The organism is Virgibacillus proomii (genome assembly GCF_018916875.1).
In the GTDB taxonomy this organism is placed as follows: Bacteria; Bacillota; Bacilli; order Bacillales; family Amphibacillaceae; genus Virgibacillus; species Virgibacillus proomii_B.
Genome location: NZ_JAHLNO010000002.1, coordinates 25,020 through 50,432, shown reverse-complemented (window position 1 = coordinate 50,432; position 25,413 = coordinate 25,020). Strand labels below are relative to the sequence as shown.

The 25,413-nt window shown below is 36.3% G+C and carries 21 protein-coding genes and 1 pseudogene; 9 read left to right on the top strand and 13 right to left on the bottom strand.

Going from position 1 to position 25,413, the window contains the following annotated elements; all coding sequences use genetic code 11:
• Positions 1–403 precede the first annotated feature (403 nt).
• From murB to KQI21_RS01140, 3 genes are all read right to left on the bottom strand, one after another.
• Positions 404–1,333: a UDP-N-acetylmuramate dehydrogenase gene (murB, locus tag KQI21_RS01150; protein ID WP_216482188.1), complete on the bottom strand. Its 930-nt coding sequence runs from the start codon at positions 1,331–1,333 to the stop codon at positions 404–406.
• A 195-nt stretch (positions 1,334–1,528) separates the two neighbouring features.
• Complete coding sequence (locus tag KQI21_RS01145) at positions 1,529–2,368, bottom strand: alpha/beta hydrolase (RefSeq protein WP_216482187.1); 840 nt, start codon at positions 2,366–2,368, stop codon at positions 1,529–1,531.
• 1,061 nt (positions 2,369–3,429) lie between these two features.
• Positions 3,430–4,218 carry a histidinol-phosphatase HisJ family protein gene (locus tag KQI21_RS01140; protein ID WP_216482186.1) on the bottom strand — a complete coding sequence of 263 codons (789 nt, stop codon included), beginning with the start codon at positions 4,216–4,218 and terminating at the stop codon, positions 3,430–3,432.
• A 336-nt stretch (positions 4,219–4,554) separates the two neighbouring features.
• Here KQI21_RS01140 and KQI21_RS01135 point away from each other — a divergent pair, with 336 nt between their 5' ends.
• From KQI21_RS01135 to hisF, 7 genes are all read left to right on the top strand, one after another.
• Entirely contained in the window at positions 4,555–5,781 is a 1,227-nt protein-coding gene (locus tag KQI21_RS01135) for an ATP phosphoribosyltransferase regulatory subunit (RefSeq protein ID WP_216482185.1), read from the top strand.
• A gap of 22 nt (positions 5,782–5,803) precedes the next feature.
• Positions 5,804–6,448, top strand: coding sequence for an ATP phosphoribosyltransferase (hisG, locus tag KQI21_RS01130; protein WP_216482184.1), 645 nt, complete (start codon positions 5,804–5,806; stop codon positions 6,446–6,448).
• Positions 6,436–7,713, top strand: a complete 1,278-nt coding sequence (hisD, locus tag KQI21_RS01125) for a histidinol dehydrogenase (protein ID WP_216482183.1) — start codon at positions 6,436–6,438, stop codon at positions 7,711–7,713. Before hisG ends, hisD begins: the two co-directional genes overlap by 13 nt.
• 3 nt (positions 7,714–7,716) lie before the next feature.
• Positions 7,717–8,301, top strand: coding sequence for an imidazoleglycerol-phosphate dehydratase HisB (gene hisB, locus KQI21_RS01120; RefSeq protein WP_216482182.1), 585 nt, complete (start codon positions 7,717–7,719; stop codon positions 8,299–8,301).
• Between the two features lie 354 nt (positions 8,302–8,655).
• A complete protein-coding gene (hisH, locus tag KQI21_RS01115) occupies positions 8,656–9,261 on the top strand; it encodes an imidazole glycerol phosphate synthase subunit HisH (RefSeq protein WP_216482181.1) in 606 nt (201 codons plus the stop codon).
• The gene (gene hisA / locus KQI21_RS01110) at positions 9,258–9,980 is read left to right on the top strand and encodes a 1-(5-phosphoribosyl)-5-[(5-phosphoribosylamino)methylideneamino]imidazole-4-carboxamide isomerase (protein WP_216482180.1); all 723 of its coding nucleotides are present in this window, start codon (positions 9,258–9,260) and stop codon (positions 9,978–9,980) included. The genes hisH and hisA overlap by 4 nt, the downstream gene beginning before the upstream one ends.
• The gene (hisF, locus tag KQI21_RS01105) at positions 9,970–10,746 is read left to right on the top strand and encodes an imidazole glycerol phosphate synthase subunit HisF (RefSeq protein ID WP_216482179.1); all 777 of its coding nucleotides are present in this window, start codon (positions 9,970–9,972) and stop codon (positions 10,744–10,746) included. Before hisA ends, hisF begins: the two co-directional genes overlap by 11 nt.
• A gap of 108 nt (positions 10,747–10,854) precedes the next feature.
• Here the strand turns inward: hisF and KQI21_RS01100 are convergent.
• A pseudogene (locus tag KQI21_RS01100) lies at positions 10,855–11,375 on the bottom strand (IS110 family RNA-guided transposase); the annotation flags it as partial.
• Positions 11,376–11,606: 231 nt separating this feature from the next.
• Between KQI21_RS01100 and hisIE the strand changes: the two are divergent.
• Complete coding sequence (hisIE, locus tag KQI21_RS01095) at positions 11,607–12,269, top strand: bifunctional phosphoribosyl-AMP cyclohydrolase/phosphoribosyl-ATP diphosphatase HisIE (RefSeq protein ID WP_216482197.1); 663 nt, start codon at positions 11,607–11,609, stop codon at positions 12,267–12,269.
• On the top strand, positions 12,250–13,308 hold the full coding sequence (gene hisC / locus KQI21_RS01090) for a histidinol-phosphate transaminase (protein WP_216482178.1): 1,059 nt from the start codon (positions 12,250–12,252) through the stop codon (positions 13,306–13,308). Before hisIE ends, hisC begins: the two co-directional genes overlap by 20 nt.
• A 280-nt stretch (positions 13,309–13,588) precedes the next feature.
• Here the strand turns inward: hisC and KQI21_RS01085 are convergent, their stop codons facing one another.
• The 9 genes from KQI21_RS01085 to KQI21_RS01045 all read right to left on the bottom strand — a co-directional run bounded on the left by KQI21_RS01085 (position 13,589) and on the right by KQI21_RS01045 (position 25,323).
• Positions 13,589–14,320, bottom strand: a complete 732-nt coding sequence (locus KQI21_RS01085; protein ID WP_216482177.1) for a SurA N-terminal domain-containing protein — start codon at positions 14,318–14,320, stop codon at positions 13,589–13,591.
• Between the two features lie 490 nt (positions 14,321–14,810).
• Positions 14,811–15,770: a siderophore ABC transporter substrate-binding protein gene (locus KQI21_RS01080; protein ID WP_216482176.1), complete on the bottom strand. Its 960-nt coding sequence runs from the start codon at positions 15,768–15,770 to the stop codon at positions 14,811–14,813.
• A 289-nt stretch (positions 15,771–16,059) separates the two neighbouring features.
• Positions 16,060–16,815 (bottom strand): iron ABC transporter ATP-binding protein, encoded by a 756-nt coding sequence (locus KQI21_RS01075; protein ID WP_216482175.1) that lies wholly within the window; start codon positions 16,813–16,815, stop codon positions 16,060–16,062.
• Complete coding sequence (locus KQI21_RS01070) at positions 16,809–17,759, bottom strand: iron chelate uptake ABC transporter family permease subunit (protein WP_216482174.1); 951 nt, start codon at positions 17,757–17,759, stop codon at positions 16,809–16,811. The genes KQI21_RS01075 and KQI21_RS01070 overlap by 7 nt, the downstream gene beginning before the upstream one ends.
• Complete coding sequence (locus KQI21_RS01065) at positions 17,749–18,702, bottom strand: ABC transporter permease (RefSeq protein ID WP_216482173.1); 954 nt, start codon at positions 18,700–18,702, stop codon at positions 17,749–17,751. Before KQI21_RS01065 ends, KQI21_RS01070 begins: the two co-directional genes overlap by 11 nt.
• 941 nt (positions 18,703–19,643) lie before the next feature.
• The gene (tkt, locus tag KQI21_RS01060) at positions 19,644–21,656 is read right to left on the bottom strand and encodes a transketolase (RefSeq protein ID WP_216482172.1); all 2,013 of its coding nucleotides are present in this window, start codon (positions 21,654–21,656) and stop codon (positions 19,644–19,646) included.
• A gap of 23 nt (positions 21,657–21,679) precedes the next feature.
• A complete protein-coding gene (gene ulaA, locus KQI21_RS01055) occupies positions 21,680–22,954 on the bottom strand; it encodes a PTS ascorbate transporter subunit IIC (protein ID WP_216482171.1) in 1,275 nt (424 codons plus the stop codon).
• A gap of 30 nt (positions 22,955–22,984) precedes the next feature.
• On the bottom strand, positions 22,985–23,263 hold the full coding sequence (locus KQI21_RS01050) for a PTS sugar transporter subunit IIB (RefSeq protein WP_216482170.1): 279 nt from the start codon (positions 23,261–23,263) through the stop codon (positions 22,985–22,987).
• On the bottom strand, positions 23,260–25,323 hold the full coding sequence (locus KQI21_RS01045; RefSeq protein ID WP_216482169.1) for a BglG family transcription antiterminator: 2,064 nt from the start codon (positions 25,321–25,323) through the stop codon (positions 23,260–23,262). Before KQI21_RS01045 ends, KQI21_RS01050 begins: the two co-directional genes overlap by 4 nt.
• Positions 25,324–25,413: the final 90 nt, after the last annotated feature.

Genomic DNA, 25,413 nt, shown 5'->3' with positions numbered 1-25,413 from the left:
ATCACAACCAATAATAATCTTAAATGCTAGCGACTGATCAATAATAAAGTGAAACTTCATTCAGTTGGAGTTTTCTTCCATCTCCTACTGAATGTTAGTACCTAGAAGGGTATGACCTAAAGGCCCTTGAACGAATCGGGCATTTAGGTGCCGTTTTCTCCCACTTAGACCCTTTTGTACCAACTCAGGATCTTGAAGTGGGAGTCTTACGGCACCTTACATACGGGATAAAAAAACCCTCATAATGCTTTCTGATATGGAAAAAAGCTGAGTAAAAAATTTTGCTGGCGACTCGGTTTAACTGTCATTTCTGAAGACATTTCAGTCACTATCCTTAAACTTAATGTGTTCCTAATATGTAAAAACGACAACCAACCATGTGCTGATTGCCGCTTTTCCAATGTTATTGAGGATCTTCACCAATAATTTTCACTTCACGTTCCAATTTTACTCCAAATTTTTTCATAACCGTTTCTTGTACGTGATGGATAAGAGCAATGTATTCACTCGCTGTAGCATTATCTATGTTTACGATAAAGCCTGCATGCTTTAAAGATACTTGCGCGCCACCGATCTGCTTTCCTTGTAAATCACTATCTTGAATCAACTTCCCTGCATAATATCCTGGTGGTCGTTTAAACACACTGCCACAAGATGGATACTCCAGGGGCTGCTTTGATTCACGCTTGTAAGTAAGATCATCCATAATTGCTTTAATTTCTTCATAATTGCCTTTTTTTAACGAAAAAGTAGCTTCTAACACAATATATCCCTTCTCAGGAATATTGCTGGTACGATAGTCAAGATCTAATTGATCGGCAGTTAAAATTTGGATATCCCCTTTTTTATCAACTACTTTGGTGCTAACCAATACATCTTTTATTTCACCACCGTAAGCGCCGGCATTCATAAATAAAGCCCCACCAACTGATCCTGGGATGCCACAGGCAAACTCCAGTCCAGACAAACTATGTGCCAATGCTTCTCTTGAGACATCAATAATTCGTGCTCCACTTTGAGCTACGATAGTTGTATCTGTCGTGGAAATATCAGTCAGCCGTTGTAAATTCATAACAATCCCGCGGATACCACCATCTTTTACAATTAAGTTGGATCCATTTCCCAGCAATGTAAAGGGAATGTTTTCATTATTTGCTAGTTTTACAATTTCTTGTACTTCTTTATAAGTCTCTGGTGTCACTAAAAAATCAGCTTTTCCCCCTAATCGGGTATACGTATGATTTTTTAATTTCTCATCCACCATCACATTTTTCTGGGATGTAATTTTTAATAATTTATTGTATATATGATGATTCAAGCCCACACGTATCATTCCTTTAACTTTTATTCACGCTTCTATATAAACATATAATAAAGTGAGACTTCTTTCAGGTGCGTTTTTCTACCTGAAGTAGAACAAGGCTAAAATTGCGATGTATTGCTGGCAAAGACTTTTCTGAGGTCCCGAGTCAAATAATCGGGACATTTAGACTATTCCTTTTGTTTCTTCGCTTTTATTAAATTGGACTTAGCGGAAAGATGATGGCGTCTTCGATTCCACGTTAACTTGATCTTGCCACAAAAATTCATAAATGAGTTGGTCTACCCTTCTGCTTTCATGCAGATCACTATGACCTAACTGTTTATTTTCAATAACTTTCTCAGTTAATTGTGCACTTGGTACGATCTCTCTTAACGAGCGAACGCTCTCCGGTACCGCAATAGCGTCTCCGGTACTACTGATGCTTAGTACTTGCGTATGCTTTGGAAAAGGCCGCTTTCGTAAAAACTTTAGTGCAGGAGAATCAGGGCGTAAGTCGGTCGCTGCAGGATCACGGTGAATTTGAAAATATTCTTCGCTGTAGATTCCATCAAATGGACTTCCTAAGGTGACAAATTTATGCACAGAAGGAAATTGCTCCCCACGAAATTGCTTTATATATTTTAAAGCTACAATTCCCCCCATAGAATGACCAACAATATTAACATCATTTACACCATATACTTTTTTCATATCCTGTAAAACATTAGCTAACCAACTAGCTGTTAGCTCAAAACTGGCACGATTTTGCGCAAATATGACCTGAACAAACATCGGCTTTTTCCTTCCTAAACGAGGATGATATTTTTGTACGACCCCCTGCTTTGTTACATAATAAACAAGAGCTTTGTCTCCCCATTTATATTCATGCTCAAATCGTTCCAGCATAAACCCAAATGAGTTTTCTGTTCCTTTATATCCATGCACAAACAATGTTGGACGAATTTTATCAAAATCTGAGATTGCCCTGTTTGGTATAGCTAAAATTGAAATAAACCCAATGATGACTAGACTAAACGATGCGATACTGATGATTTTATTTCTCAAAATAATCTTCCTTATTCTTTCCCATCTATTTGCCTTTTGTAATCTGTTATATATCCTTAAGTTCGGCTCCGGGACAGATAGGATGTTGTTTTATTTTGTTTGCCTACCATAACTTAAAACTGTTGCAGCGGGCACCTTTTTTATTATAACATGGAAGAAGTTTATTTTCCCCCTAAAATAAGATTGTCTAAAAAACTATATTCCATAAAAAGGGAAGGAGCCTTAGCCAGCACGAGCTTCGAACGTAAGTAACCTGTAGTTGACTCATACTTTAGCTATCTGTCGTCACTTCATTTCCAAATTTACTAAAACAAAAACTTAAAGCGCTTGGTTAGCGATGTACAAGCTGAGTACTTCTGATGAGATAAAGTGAAACTTCATTTCTTGGAATGCTTTTACCAAGAAATGTTAGATGAACCAATCGGGGATTTAGGAACCGTTTTTCTCATCATGTTCGCAACATCCATTAGTACATTTTTGAAATGAGAAAAATACGGATCCTTACATCCGGGATAAAGTAAAACTTCATTTCTTGGTATGCTTTTTCCAGGGAATGTTAGATGAACCAATCGGGGATTTAGGAACCGTTTTTCTCATCATGTTCGCAACATCCATTAGTACATTTTTGAAATGAGAAAAATACGGATCCTTACATCCGGGATAAAGTGAAACTTCATTTCTTGGAATGCTTTTACCAAGAAATGTTAGATGAACCAATCGGGGATTTAGGAACCGTTCCCCTCATAAAGTCCTTTATAAGCGAAGTTCTGAAATGAAAGAAATACGAATCCATATATTCGGGATAAAGAAAACATGCCTCTAAAACAGTGGTATGCCGACGCTTTACGGCAAGCCCGCTTTTAGCCGGCCTTCCTTTAGATTCAGGCCGATGTTGACTTGGAAGAAACTCGAAGTTTGCTACAGCTTATGCGCTTCAGCTGGACAAAACTATTTTTTAAAAAAATTATCGACAATGTAGAAACGGATATAATTTCCTTAACAATAAAAAAGTCCTTTATCTATAGTATAGGCTTTGGGCTCCTTTAAGACACATGAAATGATTAGATTCTATGGAAAATTGGCTGTTTATTTTCAAATGTTGTTACATATTTAAATCCAATCCTGTTTAACAACTCCATCGTTTCTTGAATTCCTTTTCCAACCGTTGAGGCTGTATGTGAATCCGAACCAACCGTAATGATCTCTCCACCACATTGCTTATATAATTTGAGAATATCAGCACTTGGCATGGCACTTGATAGCCCGTAACGAAAGCCAGATGTATTTACTTCAATCCCTTTTTCATCTGGAATAATTGTTTTAAAGATTTGTTCCATTACATCATGGAAATCTTTCTTAACTTCCTTTCCTTTCGTATACCGTCTTACCAAATCAAGATGTCCTAACACTTGAAACCCCTTAAAATAAGTAATGCAGTACAGAAGCTCTTCATAATATTGCAGATAGGCTTCATCAATTGTTCGCTCCGTAAAAAAATCGCCTGAGTGCAGTGCTTTTTTTCCAGTAGTGTGCATGGAGCAAATGACAAAATCAAATTGCTCGGCATCAATAATTTTTTGGCAATTGTTTAATAGATGTGGTTGAACACCGATTTCCAATCCTTTTCGAATTTTTATACGATCCTTGTAGTTGCTTTGCATTGCCTTGATTTTTTTATCATAAGCAGGTAAATCTAACATAAAGTCGATCGTTGGATCTGGATAATCTTCATCGATATGCTCCGTAAAACAAATTTCTTTTAAGCCTAGTTTGATTGCTGTTTCCACCGTTTTCTCCATTGGCGTATCACAGTCAGCTGAAAAATCACTGTGTAAATGATAGTCAAACATAAAAAAATTCGCTCCCTTTGGTTGACTTTTTTTTCTATAATTATTAGAATACTATATAACTTTACTTAGATGAAGCGATAAATTGATAAAGCGATAAATTTATTTTATCCCGCATGTAAGGTGCCGTAAGACTCCCACTTCAAGAGCCTCGAGTTGATATAAAAGGGTTTAAGTAGGAGAAAACGGCACCTAAATGCCCGATTCGTTCAAGGGCCTTTAGGTCATACCCTTGCGGTACTAACATTCAGTAGGAGATGGAAGAAAACTCCTACTGAATGAAGTTTCACTTTATCATAGCTTGTTAACAAATGATAGCGGAAGGGAGTAGTATGACGAATGCAGCCTTTAATAAATCACTTCTATCGGGGAAACGAGGTCGGGCACTTTCAACAGCGAGAAGAACTGCTTGCCATTTTAAAGCAGCGCTTTAGAACATATGGATATAGTCAAATACAAACCACTACCTTTGAACCCTATGATTTGTACGCATCTAAACCTGTCATGGTTAATACAGAGGAGATGATTAAATTTATTGATACAGCAGGAAAGGTTCTTGTTCTCCGCCCGGATGCCACCATTCCCATTACACAACGAATGGCTGTAAGCCCGACACAGACACGAACCAACAAACGTTTTTTTTATGTTATGGATGTGTTTCGGCACAGTCAAAGCGATGATGAAAAAGAAAGGACGCAGGCTGGAATCGAATGTTTTGCCACTCGTACACCAGCAGTTGATGCAGAAGTTATCGCATTAGCCATTCATACGTTAAAAGACTGTGGTTTTCCGACATTCAAAGTTGAAATCGGTCATGCAGGTTTTTTTAAAGCATTAATAGCGCAATCAGCATTATCGGAAAAAGAAATCACTGAAATACAAGGTTTTATTAAAACAAAAAATATAACAGAAATGACGAACTACTTACAGTCTTTAACAATTGACATTGCTATAAAAAATGCTATTGAGTACATCCCGTTTCTCTATGGAAAGCCTGAGGCAGTTATGGACGAAGTAAAGGAATATGGGCTAAATAGTAAGGTCCAAGCAGAATTAACTTATTTAATGGATGTCTATCATATTCTGCAAGCTTATGAGCTAACAGATGATATTATCTTTAACCTTGGACTGATTAATGATATGAATTACTATTCGAATATTATTTTTCAAGGGTTTGTTGATCAAGTAGGAAAGCCTGTAGTTATGGGAGGAAGATACGATCATTTAGGAGACCGTTTCGGTACCGATCTTCCAGCAATCGGCTTTGCCTTTGATGTTGACCTATTATTAGGAGCAGCTCAACGACATCATTTACTGGAAGCATCAAACATCGATACAACCATTTATATCTATTATGAACTTACACAGCAAAAGGAAGCTTTAACAGCTGCATTTTATTTACGGGATCAAGATTATGCCGTAATTAGCAAGCCATTAACTGATTTACCAGAGCGGATCTCTGAATCTACTAGAATTATAATTTATAAACCAACAATGTCAATGTTGAAATATAAAGCTAAAACGTATGAATTTAACCATCCATCTGAATTATTAACCATACTCTAAAAATAGGGGGTAGAAGCGATAAATGGTAGCTCTCACAATAGCTGTAGCGAAGGGGAGAACAGCTGATCAAACGATCACATTATTGAAAAAGGTAGGAATTACGTTTACCGATTTAACACCCTCTAGCAGAAAACTTGTTTTTTACAACAGCGATAAATCAATAAAGCTGATTTTTGTCAAAGCTGTCGATGTACCTACTTACGTGGAAAAAGGCGCTGCTGATATAGGAATTGTCGGTAAGGATAATATTTTAGAATCGAAAGCGGATATTTATGAAATACTCGATTTAAAAATAGGGCAATGTGAATTTGCCGTTGCCGGAAAGCCAGGCCAAAGCCTTGATTCGGTTCAACCATTAACGATCGCAACCAAATATCCTACTGTAGCCAAAAAACATTTTGCTCGTAAAGGAAAAGCGATCGATGTTGTAAAACTGAATGGCTCCGTTGAGTTGGCACCACTAATCGGTCTGTCAGATGTTATCGTTGATATCGTCGAAACAGGTAATACATTAAGGGAGAATGGTTTAGTCATATTGGAAAAGGTAAAACCAATTAGCACCCGCTTAATTGTTAATAAAGCAAGCTTTGCGATGAAAGCAGAACATATTCAGCCATTTATTAAAAAACTGAAAAAGAACTTGGAGGAATCAAGATGCAACACTTAACTGCTGCAGAATATTGGGAAAACCAATCATCAGAAGCATTAAATCCATTTGATGAAAAAATTAACCAAACAGTCTTATCTATTATTCATCAGGTGAAAAAGCATGGAGATCGAGCAATACAATCCTTTACCGAACAATTCGATGGGGTGAAAATAAACCAGCTTTCTGTTACGCGTAAAGAATTTACCGAAGCACGAAAATCCGTTTCTACCTCATTTGTTACAGCGCTCACAGAAGCTGCGAAAAATATTGCACGTTTTCATGAAAAGCAGTTAGAAAAGTCTTGGTTTGATACGAGTGAACCTGGAAAAATTATCGGACAAAAGATAACGCCCTTAGAAAAGGTAGGTATTTATATTCCCGGAGGAAAAGCAGCATATCCTTCCAGCGTCTTAATGAATGTGATACCCGCTAAAATAGCCGGAGTAAAACATATTTATTTAACAACTCCGCCTCAACCCGATGGACGTATTAATCCATATGTATTAGTAGCAGCTGAAATAACGGGAGTAGAGACAATTTATAAAATGGGCGGCGCACAATCGATTGCTGCACTTGCTTACGGAACGGAAACCGTAGAAAAAGTACAAAAAATTACCGGTCCGGGTAACGCCTTTGTCGCTAATGCCAAAAAATGGGTCTATGGTGATGTAGCAATTGATATGATTGCAGGGCCAAGCGAGATTTGTATCGTAGCTGATGAAACAGCGAGAGCCGATTTTGTTGCTGCTGACTTACTATCGCAGGCAGAGCATGATGAAGCAGCCAGAGCAATTTGTATTACGACAAGTAATCAGCAAGCAAATAATATTCACCAGGAATTACTTAGGCAATCCAAGAAACTGGCCAGAAAGGAAATTATTAACCAATCCCTAAACGATCAAGGAAAAATGATTGTTGTTGATTCACTTAGAGAGGCCTTTGACATTGTAAATGATATAGCTCCAGAGCATCTGGAACTGATGATTGAGCAACCACTGGAACAACTTGGCTATATTCACAATGCTGGTGCCATTTTCTTGGGTCATTATGCTCCAGAGGCATTAGGCGATTATGTCGCGGGGCCTAATCATACGCTTCCGACAAATGGGACAGCTGCCTTCGCTTCTCCGCTTGGTGTGTATGATTTCATGAAAAAATCAAGTGTCATTTACTATGACAAAGCAGCGTTACTGAAAACAGCCGATCCCATTATCGAATTAGCCAACACCGAGCAGCTAACCGCTCACGCTCAATCTGTCCAAATTCGGAAGGAGGAAAATTAACCGATGCGAAGTTATGAAATAAGTCGAACGACTACAGAAACGGATATATCGTTGAAGCTATCGATTGATGGAACAGGTGAAAGTTCAATTCAAACAGGGATAGGTTTTTTTGATCATATGCTTACTCTTTTAACAAAGCACGGACTATTCGATTTACAAGTCGTTTGTAATGGAGATTTACAAGTAGACCAGCATCATTCGGTTGAAGACGTCGGAATTGCATTAGGTGAAGCTTTTCGCCAAGCTCTGGGAAATAAAGCCGGCATCACCCGCTATGCAAGTATAACAACACCAATGGATGAAGCACTTTCTACGGTTTCTCTTGATATTAGCGGACGCGCCTATTTAGTTTATCAAGCAACGGGCTTAAAGGAAAAAGTAGGGAATTTTGACACTGAGTTAGTGGAGGAGTTTTTCCAAGCATTTGCCAGCAATGCAAAGGTGACATTGCACATTCACAATGTATATGGCAAAAACACGCATCATATGATTGAATCTATTTTTAAAAGTTTCGGTCGTGCTTTGGACATTGCGACGCAAAAAAGTGAACGAATTAAAGGCATTCCTTCAACCAAAGGGAGTCTCTAACCTTTCGTTCCAGAAAAAAGCAAAAGCACTCGCTTAGCGACGTACAAACTGGAGAACTTCTGACGAGATAAAGAAATCACGGCGACATAGAGAGCCGATGATGACTTATCGTAGGAAGGAGATCGAAGTTTGCTAGTCGCTTGAGCGCTTAAGCTAGACGATGAAGCTACTCTCAAACAAATTATCCGCCATGAACAAACGGCTATCTTTTTCTATACAACTAAACGAGTAGCAATTTACTTGCAACCTATTAGTTATACTGAGCGTTAACTATGTTTGGCGATAGCAAATATTTAACATAAAACAGACAAAATAATGTTTTACTATTCTGAACAGCTGAAGGGAAGAAATCATATGATTGCAATTATCGATTATGGATCCGGTAATATAAAAAGTCTCCAATTTGCATTAGAGAAAGTAGGATTGTCTCCACAAATTACGATAGATGAAACGGTCATTGCCACGAGCGATGCAATTATTTTACCAGGTGTCGGTGCCTTTCAAGATGCAATGCAGGCATTAAACAATCAAGGCTTAACTGAGATTATTAAACGAGAAGCAGATAATGGAAAGCCGGTACTTGGTATTTGTTTAGGGATGCAGCTGTTCTATGAAATAAGTGAAGAAGATGGAGAAGCTGAAGGTCTTGGATTGTTAAAGGGACGCGTTAGCAAAATTACCGGTAAAGTAAAAGTGCCACATATGGGATGGAATTCGCTCTCTAAACATCAAAGCAGCCCTTTAGTAAACCAAATTCTTGAATATTCCTTCGTCTATTTTGTCCACTCTTATGCAGTTAAGGAATATGCAGAAAATACGTTAATCGCAACCTGTGATTATGCTGGAACAATACCTGCTATTGTTCAGCAGGGTAACATAATCGGTATGCAGTTTCATCCAGAAAAAAGCGGAGATATCGGTTTAAAACTGTTAGAAAACGTCAGGGAGATGATGTTATGATTATTTTTCCGGCAATTGATATTAAAGACGGAAAATGTGTACGACTTACCCAAGGAAATTATAATAAGGTCAACGTTTATAGCGATTCACCAGTAAAAGTAGCTAAAGAATGGGAAAATGAAGGGGCTCTCTATTTGCATATTGTTGATCTGGATGGTGCTAAATCAGGCGAATCCCAAAATGCAGCGATCATTAAAGACATTGCCAAAAAAACCAATATTCCTGTTCAAGTTGGCGGTGGAATTCGCAGTTTAACAACAATGGAAACTTATTTAAATGCAGGTATTGATAGAGTCATTCTTGGAACAGCAGCAATTAAAGATCCGGATTTCTTACATGCTGCGATTGTGAATTATCCAAGCCAAACGGTTGTATCTATCGATGCACGAAATGGTTTAGTCGCTACAGACGGATGGACAGAAACGAGTACGATCACTGCTGTCCAATTAGTTAAAGAATTGGAACAGAAAGGCTTAGAGACCACCATTTATACCGATATTTTAAAGGACGGCATGCTAAAAGGTCCAAACATAAAGGAGCTTACACGTATGCAACAGGCTACTTCGATCAATATCATCGCTTCTGGTGGAGTGACTACGATTGACGATATAGTTACGTTAAAAAAGATGAATGTATATGGAGCAATTATCGGAAAAGCATTATATGACGGCTCTCTCACATTAAAAGCAAGCTTGGAGGCTGTGACACATGCTAGCTAAACGAATTATCCCTTGTTTAGATGTCGATAAAGGTCGGGTTGTAAAAGGAAAAAGATTTAAAGATATTCAAGACATTGCACATCCTGTAGAACTAGCTAAAAAGTATAACGAAGCTGGTGCTGATGAGCTTGTCTTTTATGATATAACTGCCTCTAATGAGGAGCGTGATATCTTTCTCGATGTTATTGAAAATATCGCAAAAGAAATTACTATCCCCTTTACAGTTGGCGGTGGGATTAGAACAGTTGATGATATTCATCGTGTATTACGCGCTGGTGCTGATAAAGTTTCCGTTAATAGTGCAGCTGTAAAAAATCCCAATTTAATTAAAGATGCTGCATTAAAATTCGGCTCCCAATGTATTGTTTTATCCATTGACGCTAAACAAACGAGCAAAAAACAATGGGATGTTTACATTAACGGTGGAAGAAAACAAGCTAATCTTGATGTCATTGACTGGGCATTGCAAGGTGAATCACTAGGAGCAGGAGAACTGGTCCTTAACGCCATTAATACCGATGGTGAGAAAAACGGCTATGACTTGGATCTAGTCAAGACAATTGCTCGTAGTGTAAATATACCAATAGTAGCTAGCGGCGGTGCTGGTAAGATGCAGCATTTTGCAGCTGTTTTACAACCGGGATACGCTGACGCAGCACTAGCCGCATCGGTTTTTCATTATGGAGAAATTTCAATTCCTGAATTAAAAAACTACTTAGTTGAGCATGGGATTCATGTAAGACCTGGTATGTCAAGAGAAAAATAATTAAGTATTTGATTATCCATGTACAATTCATCTAAAAAAGGCAAAACTGAACTAAATCCAGTAAATATATGTAAAATACTGGATAATCCAAAAGGACTTAGAAGCTATTTATGCTTCATATTTTGACGTGTAAATTTGGTTGTTGCGTAGTAGCGCATCCACCAAACGCACTAATTTTCTTGCAGTTAAGACGAGGGCTCTTTTATGTTGATGCTTTGGAACTTCTTGGTACTTTTTCGCGTAATACTCACTGTATTCAGGAATCTGCCTTCTTACTGAGTTGGCGGCTTCAACTAAGTAATAACGGAGATACTGATTACCAATACGTGATAATGATGTGTCATCTGCTGCAAAGCGACCAGATTGGTGTTTACGCCATAAAGACCTGCGTACTTGGCAATCTTTGTTTCATCATCAAAACGATCAATTTGACCGATTTCAGCGATAATTCCAGCTGTAAATACAGGTCCAATACCAGGTACAGTTTGAAGTGTTTGTGGCACACCTTTCATAATTCGCTCAATCGATTTATCAAGCTCTTTGATCTGTTTTTCAAATGTGCGAATTAACGTGATAGAAGTGCCAAGTATCGTATCGATTGAATCTTCTACAACTTTGTCTAAACGATAAAGTCTGTATCATTTGCACAAATTAAGTTACTTGGAACGGAAGGCGGCGACTCCTACGGGAAAAGCATGAGCCTTGAGACCCCGCAGTGAGCGGTTTTTGCGAGCGAGGAGGCTCAAGCCATGCCCGCGGAAAGCGTCCGCCTGCAGTGGAAAGTAACGAGTGTATCGCAGATACGTTTTTAATAAAGTAGTTGTAATAAAGGGGCGAGAAAACTAGCGCCTAAATATACTATACGAGGAGAGATATCAATGGATAACACTTCATTTAATCAAGATGGGCTAATCCCAGCAATTGTTCAAGATGCAGATACAGGCGAAGTATTAACACTTGCGTATATGAACCAAGAAGCTTTGGCAAAAACATTGGCCACAAAGGAAGCGTGGTTTTTCAGCAGAAAGAGACAGGAGCTTTGGAATAAAGGAGCCACTTCCGGGAACAGACAAATGGTTCAGCAAGTATCTATGGATTGTGACCATGATGCTTTACTTCTTCAAGTGAAACCGCTTGGCCCAGCATGTCATAAAGGTAAAGGAACTTGCTTTCACAACCTCATCTATCAAAATGATGAAGCTATGTTTACGATGCTTCCCCAATTAATTGAAAAAATTAAACACCGCAGGACGAACCCTGTAGAAGGCGCATATACAACGTATTTATTTAACGAAGGCATGGATAAAATTTTAAAAAAAGTTGGTGAAGAAACGAGTGAAGTTATTATTGGTGCTAAAAATAATGATAAAGCTGAAGTAACATGGGAAATAGCTGATTTAACCTATCATACATTGGTGCTTATGGAACTGTTAAATGTATCGATTAGCGATATTCATAATGAGTTGCAAAAAAGACATATCATGAAAGAAAAGAGCGAAGAAAATGATGAAGTATTGGAGTGAACGCACAAAACGATGTACGCCGTATATCCCCGGCGAACAAATAAATGATCCAGCGATTATTAAACTCAATACGAATGAAAATCCATACCCCCCTTCACCTAGAGTAAAAGAAGCAATTAAGCAAGAGATGGAAAATTCATTACATCGTTACCCATCGTCCACCTTGGATTCTTTAAGGCAAGCAATTGCTAAACAGGAAAATGTCCAAAAAGAGAATGTTTTCGTTGGGAATGGTTCTGATGAAGTATTGGCATTTGCATTTATGGCATTTTTTTCACCAAATAAAGCGATTCGTTTTCCTGCAATTACGTATAGTTTTTACCCGGTGTATGCCAATTTGTTTCAAATCCCGTTTGAAGAAATTCCGCTGAAAAGCGATTTTACCATTAACCAACATGATTTTTTCCGATCGGCTGGTGGTGTTATTTTGCCTAACCCAAATGCACCGACAAGCATTTATGCCAGTTTAGAACGTATCGAAGCAATCATAAAAAATAATCCCGATCATGTAGTAATTATTGATGAGGCGTATGTTGACTTTGCACCAGGTACAGCGGTGTCTCTTATCAACAGGTATGACAATTTACTAATAGTAAAAACATTATCTAAATCTCGTTCACTGGCTGGATTACGTGTAGGTTATGCTATTGGTCATAAACATCTAATCGAGGCACTTACACGTATTAAAGATTCCTTTAATTCATACACGGTTGACCGTTTAGCAATTGTTGGTGCCAAAGCTGCAATGGAAGATACAAGTTATTTTGCGGAAACTACTGCTAAAATCATCCAAACGAGAAGCTGGGTAGTTAACGAAATGGAAAAGCGAGGTTTTTTTGTTCTGCCAAGTGCAACCAACTTTATCTTTGCTCATTCCCCTGATTATGATGCTGAAATACTTTATCAGCAATTAAAAGCAAAAAATATATTAATTCGCTACTTTAAAAAGCCGACTATTGATCAGTATGTAAGGATTTCAATTGGTACAGATGATATGATGAAGAAGTTTTTCCAGCAAGTTGATGAAATCATTGGTTGATTTTATATAAAGTAAGATGGGCTTTTCCTTCCATCCTCTAAAGCAGATCGAAGTTGCTAGTATCACGAACGCTTCAGCTAGACGACAAAGCCGCTTTGATAAAAGACATTCACCACATAAAAGAGATATCTTTTCATAGATTATAAAAACTTGGCTTGTCGCCAAGTCTTTATGGCGAAAGCTATCGTTTTTCTTATACTATAAAGCCTAAAGTTTTATACTTTCCTATAGTATAATAAAAGGGGGAACTCATCTCGCAAAAAAATGAGTTCCCTTTTTATTACAATAGTGTTTTAATCTCTGCATCTTTCTTAAGGTCGTCAATACGTTTTTGCAGCTGCTCTGAGGCCTTTTCTTGTTCTAATCTTGTTTTAATTTGTTCCTCTAAGTCATCTAGCTTTGCTACTTCTTCACTTTGTTCTTTAATCTCATTATAATACTCTTTGACTTCCTTATCGGTTACTTTAACATCAAATTCTTTATCGGTATATTCTGTTGTAATGATGTTGTCTTTTAACATCGTCTTGAACTGTTTCTCATTCATTTGAAACTGCTCTAATGCTGTCTTTAAACGATCTTCGTTTTCTTTTTTTATTTTATCGAACTCTTTTTGTACTTCCTTATCGGTCACTTCTATACCTTTTTTAGCCGCATCGGTATTAATTAAATGCTGAGTTATAAGCATGTCTATCGTTTGTTCCTTTAGTTTATCCAGATCACTGACATCTTGATTATACTGCCCCATCGTAATTTTTAGCTGAGAGTAAGTTGGGTTGTAACGATCTCCTTTAATCTCTTCCCCATTTACGGAGGCGACCACTTCATCTTCAGATACTTTTTCTTTATCTGTTATCTCTACCTTTTGTGGCTTTTCTCCTTCTTTACCTGTGTTTCCTTGCTCTTGCTGCTCCTCTTGATTAGAGCCTTTATTCCCTTCAGCATTGTCATCTCCACAAGCCACTACAACAGTTGCCAACAACAATGTCATTATGAGTACGATCCATTTTTTCATGTTTTATACCATCCCTTTTAATTTGAATGTTCTTCCATTCAAACATATTTTATACAAACCTTTCAAGTAGTAACAAGCCCTGATTTACTTAAAATGACTATTATGACAAAGGCTAAGCACTTTATTTACATTTTTACTACAAAAAATAATCATTTTCCTAATTTATGCCACAATCGACAAAGATTTACTGAAACCAACCTATTTCGCCTGTCTTTATTTTACACTACCTATTCTAAATGATTCAAATCTCCCTACTTTTAACAGGGTAAGATTCTAAAAAGATTCAGTTCTAACATGCGCTCCTATTTAAATTAATTCTTAAACAAATGTGGTTCGAACTATATCTTTGTTTAATCAGCTATGTATGACTAGTATCAAGCTTGTTGCACTTATTCATAACTGCCTCTATGTTACATTTTATATGTTTTTAATAATGCACAAAAAACAAAGCACCTCATCACATGATGAAGTGCTTTGTTTTTTTATCTGCTTATTTAAAGCTTGCTTCAATTTCTTTAATCATTTCCTGAACAGAAACAAGCCCGCCTCCGGACAAGTACCAGAATTCAGGATCAAGGTACGTAATATTGTCGTTTTTATATGCATTTGTAGCTTTAACTAATTCATTTTCAACAATTTGTTTTGCAGCCGATTCTTCACCAATAGCTGCGCTTCGATCAATAACATACAGCAAATCAGGATTTTGCTCTCTTACATATTCAAATGAGACGTTCATACCATGAGTAGATGCTTCGATATTTTCATCTACTGCCGGCACGCCGAAGACATCATGAATAAGTCCAAAACGGGAGTTAAGTCCATATGCACTAATCTTATCATCATTTGCTAAAATAATAAGTGCTTTTTTATCTAATTCTTTTGCTTTATCTTGAACTGCTGCAACTGCTGAATCAATATTTTTCAGTTCTTTTTCTACTTCTGATTGCTTATCAAAAATTTTTCCTAGAGTTTTCATATTATCTTTAAAGGATTCCATATAGTTGGCCGGATCTACTCCTAAGTAAACCGTTGGCGCTATTTCAGCTAATTGATCGTAAACTTGAGACTGACGACCAGAGATAAAGATAACATCTGGTTTGATTTCCGATATTTTATCAAAATCAGGCTCTTTCAAGCTACCAATATTTTCATACTCATCCCCTTCATATTTCTCCAAATAAGAAGGAATAGCACCTGCTTTTGCAACACCAGCAACTTCTACACCTAATTTATCTAGTGAATCCAGCACTCCAAAGTCAAAAACAACTACTTTTTCTGGGTTTTTTGGGACTTCAGTGTCGCCTAAATCTTGTTTAATTTCAACGGCTTCAGGGGCTTTTTCCTTTTTACTATCACTACTGCCGGTATCCTTTTTTTCATTATTTGAGCCACAAGCAGCTAGCGTAATTACAAGCAAAGTTGTAAATAATAATAATGCTATCTTTTTCATAATGAAATTCTCCTCTTCTTATTATAAAATTTATATTTTTATAATAACCAACGATGCAAGTGTCCATTTATCCCATACTATTGCAACTTAAACTTTTCATAAACACGTAAGTATATAATTAGATCATTTTTATTTACCTTTATAATTTCATAAGTTACAATTAAACTGTAAGTCATCCCTTCATCATGTATTGGCTTAGGGGTCAACACCATGATGGGGGGTTTCTATTGGATAAAAAACCCCTGTTTGATTTAAAAAATTTGGAATTAATAGCTGCCCTCGCTGGTTATTAAAAATAAACACATATACGTTTATCATCAATATTTTTAATATCGATATCCATATCATAAATATCTTTTAACACACATTCATCAATAACATCACAAGCCCTACCTTGTTTAATCACTTTTCCATCCTTTAAAGCAACAATATTATCCGAATAACAAGAAGCGAAGTTGATATCATGGATGACAATTAATACTGTTTTTCCCAATTCATCTACTAAATTACGTAACGTTTTCATGATCTGAACAGAATGACGCATATCTAAGTTATTTAGCGGTTCATCAAGCAAAATATATTCTGTATCTTGAGCAATAACCATTGCAATATGGGCTCGCTGACGTTGTCCACCACTAAGTTCATCTAAATATTTATGCTGCATTGCGCGCAATTCCATATAGTCGATTGCCTGATCTACCTTTTCCCAATCAGACGTGTTTAGCTTACCTTGCGAATAAGGGAACCGACCAAAGGAAACCAGTTCACGTACCGTTAATTTAAGATTGATGGAATTGGATTGCTTTAAAATCGAAATCTTTTTAGCAAGTTCATTGTTTTTTGTGTGCATAATATCTTTTCCATCAATCGTTATATCTCCATCGTCTTTTGCAATCAGGCGACTAACCATGGAGATTAACGTACTCTTTCCAGCACCATTCGGACCAATGAATGAAGTTATTTTACCTTTTTCAATTGTCAAAGATACATCATCAATCACTTTCTTCTGGTTAAATGACTTAAATACATTTTTAATATCTACCATGATTTATTCTCCTTTAACAAAAGATAGATGAAGTAAATACCACCGATAAAGTTAATGATGACACTAATTGTGGTTTCGAAGGTAAATACTTTCTCAACGATAAACTGCCCGCCGATAATAGCAATAATACTAATCAGCATCGAGCCGATTAAAATATAGGAATGACGAAACGTTTTAAGAAATTCATACGCTAGATTTACAACTAGTAATCCTAGAAATGTCATTGGACCTACTAATGCTGTTGCCATCGAAATAAAGATAGCAACTATGATTAACAAGTGTTTCACGACTCTGTTATAGGGTACCCCTAAATTGATTGCCATATCCTTACCTAGACCAAGTACATCCAAATATTTGTAGTATCTTATCATATAGATAAGGAGAAGAACAAAAAGAATAATAGATATATATACAAGATCCGTGTTCACATTATTAATACTTGCAAACATGCGATCTTGGGCAATCATAAATTCATTCGGATCAATAAGCACCTGCATAAATGAAGTTATACTGCTAAAAAATGTCCCTAATATCATTCCTACAAGCAAGAGGAAATAAATACTATTCTGTTCACTTTTAAATAATGCTTGGTATAGTAGCAACGAGAATACGACCATTCCTCCAATAGATACTAGGTAATTAATTTGGCTATTCATCATAACTAATGAATTAGCTCCACTAATAAAGATAATAACTGTTTGAAGGAGTAAATAGAGTGAGTCTAGTCCCATTACACTGGGTGTTAAAATACGGTTATTTGTAATCGTCATAAAGATGGTTGTAGCAAACGCAATTGCTCCACCTGTTAGCAGGATAGCGATAACTTTAATTATTCGCCTCGGTAAAACATAGCCAATATTCCCTGTCAGGTCATAAAAGATATATAGCATTGTTAATATAATTGCGATAACGGCTAGAATAAGCGTTTTCTTTTTATATCCCATATCTTTTTCTCCTAAACAGTAGATATATAAATAATCCACTACCTATAACCCCAACTGTTAAACTAATCGGTATTTCATATGGATATATAATTACTCTGCCGATAATGTCACATGCAAGAACGAAAATCGCTCCTAACAATGCTGTATGTAATAGGCTTTTCTTCAAGTGGTCGCCACGGTAAATGGAAACAATGTTTGGGATGATTAAGCCGAGAAAGGGAATAACACCTACTGCCAAGACTACAGATGCTGTCACAAGTGCTACAATAACTAATCCTAAATTCACAACCTGCCGATAATTTAATCCAAGATTTTTGGAAAAGTCCTCTCCCATTCCAGCGATGGTAAATTTATTTGCATAAAAAAATGCAAGTAACAGAATTGGGATACTTACATACATTAGCTCATAATTTCCACTCATAATCATAGAAAAATCACCTTGCATCCATGATGAAATATTTTGGACCAAATCATAGCGGTACGCAATAAAAGTGGACATCGAACTAACAATATTCCCAAACATCAGTCCAATCAATGGAATGAATATCGCGTCTTTAAATTTTATCTTTTCCAATATCTTCATAAATGCAAATGTACCTAACAATGCAAATGCAAAAGAAACAAGCATTTTTTGAAACGGACTTGCCGAAGTGAATAGTACCATAGAAACTAAAATACCTAACCTTGCTGAATCCAGTGTTCCAGCAGTTGTAGGTGAAACAAATTTATTTCTACTTAGTTGTTGCATAATCAATCCGCAAATACTCATGCTCATACCTGCAATTAAAATACTGATAAGTCTTGGAACTCTTGAAACCACCAGTATCTGCGTTTGCTCCTCTGTTAACTTAAATATATCTAAAGGAGATACGTTTGATACACCTACAAATATAGATATAAAGGAAAGTATAATAACTGTGAAAACTAAATAGCGTATTTTCATAGACTGACCTTCACTTTCAACTTCCCCTACATTATAATAGTTATTACCTTTTAATCGTTATAATTAATAATGATATTCATTATCAATTAGTTACATCTACCAGTATAACAGATTTACTACTAACGTCAATAAAAAAGTTTATAAAATGTTTATTGAAATACACATCTGTTTCAACTAATTAAAAAATAATCTACTGTTTCTGATTAAGGTAGAATAAAGCGCTTCAACATAAGTGAAACTAGACTTAAGTTTCTTTTTTTTCTTTTATATACCTCTGCCATTCTTTAGACTCATTTATAATTGTGAATCTGTTAACCTTTAACACCGATAGATTAGAAAAACTTGGCTTGTCGCCAAGTCTTTATGGCGAAAGCTATCGTTTTTCTTATACTATAAACCATAAAGTTTTTTCCTATAGTGTAAAAAACTGCAAAATGATCCCCTTTCTGTTTTTAAAAATAGCAGGTTAATTGATTTCTAAGACAAGAAGTTGTCGATTATCTTTCAATTCTATCGTTAACACTAAACCTTTGGCACAAACATTACTGCCAATTCACCTATATATAAAGCTAAAGGTATAATCAACGTTACACTAAATCAATTATTACTTTCTTCACGTATAAATAAGAGGCTGGGACATAAGTAAATACTAAATAGCAAAAACCGAACAATTCATTTATAATTGTTCGGTTTGTTTGGGTTAAAAAAATTCCTATCATCCGCTACGTCAAACTATTTCGCTTTCCGCGGGCACGGCCTCAGCTTCCTCGGAAAGCAAAGATCGCTTTCCTGCGGGATCTTCAGCTCGAGCTATTCCCGAGAGGAGTCTACATATGTTGACTACGCTAAAAACTTGCGTATATACAAGGACGATTTATTGTTCGTTTTTTAATCAGCTGTTTTAGTTATGTCCCAGCCTCTTCCGTTTTCTAAGTGACACCTTATTGAGCAGTTTTGTTTCGTTCTACCATTGTGTTAAATTTTTCTGCTATATGTTCTGGGGTAAATCCATATTTTTTGGCTAAATCAGTTCCATTACCTGATTCCCCATAATGATTAATCGTTATCATGTCGCCATTGTCACCAACATGGTCTCTCCACCCGAGAGAACTACCCATTTCAATTGCCAGTTTATTAGAGACACTTTTTGGCAGGACTTTTTCTTTATATTGAGCATCTTGTTTGTTGAAAAGTTCCCAGCTTGGCATACTAACTACGGAAACGGAAATTCCTTGATCCTCCAATATTTTTTGTGTTTTTAAAGCCAGTTCTACTTCTGAACCAGTTGCAATCAGGATGCCGTCCAGAGAATCACTGCTTCCCTTTGATATAATATACGCACCGCGTTCTACCCCTTCTTTGCTTGCTTTCTCTAGTACCGGCACATCATGTCTACCAAGTACAATTGCAGTAGGAGTATCTTTTGAGTTTACAGCTATTAACCAAGCTGCTTTTGTTTCATTAGCATCAGCCGGTCTAATCACATTCAAATTAGGAGTTGCTCGTAAAGTAGCAAGTTGTTCTATTGGTTGGTGTGTCGGACCATCTTGTCCTAACATGAAACTATCATGTGTAAATAGATAGATTACTGGTTGATTCGTAATTGCTGATAATCGAATTGCTGCTTTCATATAATCTGAGAAAACTAGAAAAGTTCCAGAATACCCTTTGATTCCACCGTGTAATGATAACCCATTGACAATGGAAGCCATTGCAAATTCACGCACTCCAAAGTGAATATTTGGGCAATTATACGTTCCTTTCTCCATAAACTGCTGATCCATGATGGTAGTTTTATTTGACGAAGCTAAATCTGCTGATCCACCTATAAAAGATGGAAACTTTTTGGAAATAACGTTTAACACCTTACCAGAAGCAGCTCTGGTAGCTATTTTTTCTTCTGTAAATTCAATCTCTGCATCTTCAATCAAGAAGTCATTTTCCATACATTTTACAAACTGTTCCGCCAATTCAGGATATGTTTCTTTATACTTTTCAAACTGCTTATTCCAATCCTTTTCCGTTTGATCTCCTTTTATAGCGATCTCGTTAAAGTTTTCCCGAACTTCTTTCGGAATAAAAAACTTTTCTTCATATGGCCATTGATACGCTTTTTTAATTAAACTAACTTCATCTTCCCCAACAGGATTACTGTGAATAGCAGCAGTTCCCTGAAGATTTGGTGAACCAAATCCGATAATATTTTTTACTTCAATTAAAGAAGGTTGATCCGTATTCTGTTTCGCTGACTGAATTGCTCTATATATCGATTCTATATCATTACCATTTTCCACATACAATGTCTGCCATCCCATAGCTGCATATTTTTTCTGGACATCTTCACTATTCGCTTCTTGAACAAAGCCATCCGAGCAAACATCATTAGAATCATATAAAACAATTAGTTTTCCTAACCCTAAATGACCTGCCAAGGACATTGCTTCTTGTGCGACCCCCTCCATAAGATCTCCATCGCCACATATTGTAAAAGTGTAATGATCCACAATATTCAAGTCATCTTTGTTGTATGTTTGTGCTAAATTTCTTTCTGCAATTGCAAAACCGACAGATGTAGAGATTCCTTGTCCTAATGGTCCTGTAGTTGCCTCCACACCTGGAGTAACACCGACTTCAGGGTGGCCTGGCGTAATACTCCCTAACTTGCGAAATTCCTTTAAATCTTCTACAGATACTTCATATCCACTTAAATGAAGAAGTGTATATAATAAAATGGACCCGTGACCCGATGTTAGGATAAATCGATCTCGATCATACCATGTTGAATTTTTTGGGTTGTGCTTCATAATATATCTAAATAATGCATATGCCATAGGCGCAGATCCTAATGGCATGCCCAAATGACCATGCTGAGCATTTTCTACACTATCTAAAGCTAATGTCCTTATAGCTGCAACAGATAAATCGTCCATATCATTTTTAATCCATTTTTCCATGTTCAACATCCTTTACATATAATTTAAAAGATTCCAATTAGCCACTTTCCAATGTAATAAACTAATATACCGACAATTGAAAAGTCCGTTTCCGGGAATGCTGTCCCAGATAATCCGATGTTATCCATTATTGGATAAATAAGTGCTGGCCCGATTGCAATTAAGATACCGACACTGAAGCTGCCAACAACGGCACCTTTCCAACCTCCTGTAGCATTCCCGAATACACCTGCTGTTGCACCAATAAAAAAGTAAGGGACTGCAACGGGAATAATGACGGAAACATCTATCATTCCGAAAAAGAACATACAGAGTAATCCACCAGCATATGCAGAAAGAAAACCAATAACTGTAGCAGTAGGTGCATATGGAAATACAACCGGGCAGTCTAAAGCTGGTTTCGCATTTGGTATTAGTTTTTCTGAAATACCTACAAAAGCATTCACGATTTCACCTAGTAGCATTCGGACACCTGTAATAATTACATAGAGTGAAGCAGCAAATGTTAACCCTTGTAATAACGGGAAGACTAACCAATGCATTCCGTCTGATAGTTCTTCAACAAAAGAAGATCCGGCGGCAAATGTAGCGATATAGAAGAAAATAACAATTGTCAAACTAACACCTACAACATAGTCTTTAAACATAGAAAGCCAACTTGGCAAGTTTAAGTTTTCTGTGGTGTCTTCCGGTTTTCCGACCTTAGAACCGATCCAACCCGCAAATGCATAACCAGCACTCACATAATGTCCAAGTGCAATATCATCATCACCTGTTACTTTGCGCATAAACGGTTGGGCAATGGCAGGAAAAATACATGCACATATACCTAAAATAATTCCACCTACAATAATTGTCATCGTGTTTCCAACATCCAATGCTTTCATCATAACTGTAAGTAATGCTGCAAAGTACAAATTATGCTGACCCGTCAAGAAGATATATTTAAAAGGTGTAATTCGTGCAAATAACAAGTTAAAAACAAATCCGAGCAGCATTACTAAAGATACAACTGTGCCAAACTTTTCTTGCGCAAGTGCTGTTACTGCTTCAGCAAGAGGTAATACGCCATCTAAATCAAACCCTTTACTGAACAATTCTTGAAAATTATTTAAAGCTAAAACAGCTGCTCCGGAACCAACGGTAAAGATGAGAAAACCGACAATTGTTTTTAGTGTACCGGTTAGAACTTCATCAAAAGCTTTCTTTTGAAGAAGCAACCCTAACAAAGCCATTAAACCAACTAAAATAGCTGCGGATCCCAATAAGTCAATTGCAAACGCTTTTATTAAGTCCACTCTTGTTCCTCCTTCACAAAATAATAACCTCTATAGATTTTCCTCCAAGTACTTACTTAACTTCGTTTTAATTTCATTTTTATCCATTAAATTTTTTATTCCAATTGCATATTTCACTTTGTCCTTCACATCAGGAACTAAATCATCGAGTGTAATAAGCAAATCTCCATTAAATTGATTAACTGCACTTAATGTGTCATGTTGCACTTTAATTGGAAAGTTATTTTCTCTTATTACTTGTTGTACTTTAATTTTCAGCATCATACTGCTCCCCATACCTGTACGACAAGCTACTAATGCTACCTTCATTTGTTACTCATCTCCACTTCTGATTTTTTTATATAATCAATAATTTCTTCTTTGCTGCTGGAGGATTCCAGTAAGTCGTAAAAATCTTTTGATTCGAGAAGTTCCACCAATTCGGTAATCGCTTTCAAATGTGTTATACTGTCTACCGCACTTAAACAAAACACATATTTAACGGGGTCATTATCCTTATTGCCAAAGCTAACAGGGGTTTTAAGGGTGGTTAAGCTGATCCCGATTTTATTAGCTCCTGCTTCTGGTCTTGCATGCGGAAGTGCGACATGTTTTGTAATAACAATATAAGGTCCATTCTCTTCTGCACTAGCTACCATTGCATTAACATAATTCGTTGTTACTATATTTTGCTCCACTAATGGCCGACTGCTTTTTTTAATAGCATCTTTCCAATCTTTAACCTGTACTTTTAGTTGAATTAAATCTTTGTTTATTATTTCACTTAACATCGGATGCCTCCTTTCCCCATCGATATAAATAACCTCAGCCAATAATTTCTTTAATTCATTTACTAATTTTTTGGCATTTTGATTATTTGTGTATTTATTCACAATATAAAGTAAATCTTTTTCGCTAATATTGGAATTTGGATGGATATACACAGAATTTCCTATACTTTTATAAAAACTTTTAATTAAATTGGCTTTCTCTAAATTAGTCATCATTGGGCTTACAATGAATAAAGGCTTAGAAGTTTGAATCAGTTTTGTCGAGAACACAACATCTACTTCGCCATTTATAGAGAGCTGATCAATCGATGTCGGTTTTAAAAACTCTACTTCTGGAAAAATACCTTTCAATTCTTTATAAATAATCAGGGAGATTCCAGTCCCATTCGGACAGACAATCGCTGCTTTCACTTTACTGGTTGACTGTACATTTGTATGCTTAATTAATGTGGCAAAATGGATGGTTAAATAGGCAATTTCATTATCGGAAAAACGAGATCCTCCCGGTAAACTAATGGGATAAAATATTTCTTTTAAAATTTTAAATAAGCTGCTATACTTAGCTTTTATCTTATCTTTTAACGGATTTACTATAGGGTAATTAAAAATAATCCGATAATAAGCAGGCTTAAAATGTGCATATATCTGTTGAAATGCTTCCTTCTTATTGGGTAAAGCAATTCCATAAGTAACCTCTAATTTATAAAAGATTTTATACACAAAGTCCTTTAACATATAGAAATTTTCATTCTTCATGTCAGCTTGTCCAAAGGAGTAAGACAGTATTAGTGAAGCGATAAAATTAACGTGACAGCTTGATATTGGGTAACCCAAGTTTAATAAATCCTCCGTAATTAATCTTGCAACCTGATACTCTGGCATACTCGTTAATTTAACATGATCCGGTCTATTGTCCACGTCTTGTTCCCTTATCATAAAGAAGATGATAATATACATTACTTCTAACAGACCGTTATCAGAACAAATAATCTCCTGTCTTTCAAAATGTTTCCTTATAACATGAAATATCTGTTTATAGGGAATCCCACTCTGCTCTAAAACATAATCTAAGCTAATGGTACGCTGCTTATGATGGATAATAATATTGCCAATTAAATACATAGCTGCATAACGAATATTGGCCTCTTTTCCGTCTATAAAATAACCTTGTATTCTTTTATACGTTATTTGTAAATCATATAATTGTAGCTCCTTAACAAGTTTTTTTAAATCCTCATGAACGGTACCTCTGCTCACACGGAGTAAGTCAGTTAAATGATATAAGGAAACTTCTTCTTTACTAATGAGCAAGTAAAAAAAAATAATTAGACGTCTATCTTGTTCATTATAATTAGATATGCTTTTTTCTTGCGCTAACTTACTTACAACATTGCTTGGGGTTTCTGTCATTTTCAATCCATTTTTTCTGCAGTACTTAATTTCTTCAAAGTTGTTTTTCTTCAACCAGTAATTTATCTTTTCTAAATCATACATGATTTGTCTTCTTGACAAGGAGGTTTTTAATTGTACATCTTTGATGGTACAACTTGGATTACCCATTATGAATTCCAAGATAGTGAGTGATCTTTGCTCGAGCATTGACTTATCCCTCCTATATTTCTAATATATATGAAGCGCTATCACCCTTCAATGTAATTTCAGTATAACTTTTGTCACTAGCCCACACAA